Source organism: Kitasatospora sp. NPDC087861, assembly GCF_044742585.1.
In the GTDB taxonomy this organism is placed as follows: Bacteria; Actinomycetota; Actinomycetes; order Streptomycetales; family Streptomycetaceae; genus Kitasatospora.
This window is the reverse complement of sequence record NZ_JBIUUS010000092.1, coordinates 2181-4010: the sequence shown is the minus strand read 5'-3', so window position 1 is coordinate 4010 and position 1830 is coordinate 2181. Positions and strand designations below refer to the sequence as shown.

The following is a 1830-nucleotide window of genomic DNA, read 5'->3' as shown; positions in this document are numbered from 1 at the left end:
GGCTGGGACGGCGACGACCACTGGACCCCTGGCACCGTTCGTGAGTGGTGGCGCGACCGGAGCCGGGTCCGCGAGTGGGCCCTGGCCATCGCGGCAGACTGGGGTGCCGCTACACACGCTGACTGGGGGAGAAACGGGTCCGTCAAGTTCCAAGGGCACTATCACGACGCAGCCCGGGGCCACTTGGACTTCGCGGCCTACATCGACGACGGGCTTGAGACGTATCTGCGCAACTACACCTTCTGGCTGGATCAGCGCCGCCCACCCCGCAGTTGGGAGGCCCTTCCAACGCTGTAGCCCGCCTCTCGGATCAGGTTGGTCCGTATCCGGCTGCCCCGCATGAGGCACAGGCGGTCTACTTGCTCTGTTCACGCATCATCTGAGCGATCCCGGCACGGGCCCCGTCGAGGTCGAGCTCTGTCATTTCGAGCTTCTCTCGGGTTTCTTGGAGTTCTGCAAGCGTTGCGGAGAGTCGCTCCTCAAGTTGCTGGTTGGCCGTCAGCAGTTCTTGGATCCGCGCCGCGGCATCGCCGGAGCTGGCCTGTTCGAGCTGCTGGCCGAGGCTGCGACGGACCACGCCCTTGAGCTTGTCGCGCTCCTCGCGCAGATTCCGTATCTCCGCACGGGCGAGTTCGAGGTCGACGGCGAGGCTGGCCGCACTCGGAGCCCTGCCGCCGGCCTTCTCGCGTGTGGTCGTGGATGCTTGGCCTTTGCGTGCCTTGTCGATGTGCTCTTTGATCTCGGGCTGGTAGACCAGCCAGTTGGAGACGCCGGCTGCCCGCGCGACGCCGAGCATGGTGATCTCCTGCCCGTTGGCGGCCATGCTGTCGACGGTGGCGAGGACCTTGGCCCGCTTCTGCTGGCTGTCACGTCGGCGTGCTTCGCGGAGAACGTCGCCGCGGCTTCGAGTGGCGGTCACTGGTCGGCTCCGGTCGGGTGGCGGCGGACAACGGTCAGCGGGAGGAGGCGCCTGCCTGATGGTTCGGCTTCCGCTCCGGCCACGATGGTGGCAGATCCGGCTCGGGACTTCCGCAGGAGCCTGGCAGCGTCCTCGACCTCCTGTCGTTCGGCTTCCGGAAGAGCGGCCAGAGTGGTCCGCATTGTCGCGACCACGTTGGTGTAGTCCCGGATCTGGCCGTCCATGCCGTCGATGATGTATCCCGCGACGCCAGCCGCCGCTGCGATCTCGCGGCTGCCCTTGAGCCGGATGAGCTCGTCCTGGATCGCGGGCAGATAGGACGGGTCGGGGCTGTAGGACGGGCAACCGGCGCATTGGAATCGGATCGGGCACGCTTGGCCGCCGGCCTTCACGTTCGTCGGCTCCTCGCAGTTGCCGTATGGGACGGCGACGGACTTGCGTTCGTACCCGAGGGCCGTTCCGCCGGCGCGGGGCTGGCCTGCGCGGTCGAGGACGAACTTCCGCATGGTGTCGGCTGCCTCGCGGCGTCGCTGGAGGGAGACCTTGTAGTAACCGCGAGTTACATCAAGGGAGTTGTGGTCCATGAGCTCCATCAGCAGATGCGGCGGAACCCCGGCGTCGGCGTGGCGCTGGCAGTAGGTGTGGCGGAAGGCGTACGGGAAGATCAGGCTTCGGTCGAACGGAAGCAGCCCGCCGTCCGTGTCCGGGACATTCGAACGGAGGTCGGGGATCTCGTCGACCCACGCCCGCAGAGCCTTGGCCAAGTACGGCGTGGGCATGCAGGTCTTTCCCCGGTTCGGCGGAAACAGGTGGGCACCCTTGCCGATCGGGTATCCGAGTTCGGTCATCCTCTTGCGCCATACCAGGATGGCTTCGACAGTCTCTTCGAAGATCGGCAGGCGGCGGCCGAG

The 1830-nt window shown here is 66.8% G+C and carries 2 protein-coding genes and 1 pseudogene; 1 reads left to right on the top strand and 2 read right to left on the bottom strand.

The features are described 5' to 3' along the window. A partial coding sequence (locus tag ACIOJE_RS41125) for a hypothetical protein (RefSeq protein WP_400783801.1) occupies positions 1-297 on the top strand: 297 nt, incomplete at its 5' end. 58 nt (positions 298-355) lie between these two features. Here the strand turns inward: ACIOJE_RS41125 and ACIOJE_RS41120 are convergent. Next, positions 356-919, bottom strand: a complete 564-nt coding sequence (locus tag ACIOJE_RS41120; RefSeq protein ID WP_400783799.1) for a DUF6262 family protein — start codon at positions 917-919, stop codon at positions 356-358. Continuing rightward, positions 916-1830 (bottom strand): annotated as a pseudogene (locus ACIOJE_RS41115) (site-specific integrase); the annotation flags it as partial. The gene ACIOJE_RS41120 and the pseudogene ACIOJE_RS41115, both read right to left, overlap by 4 nt.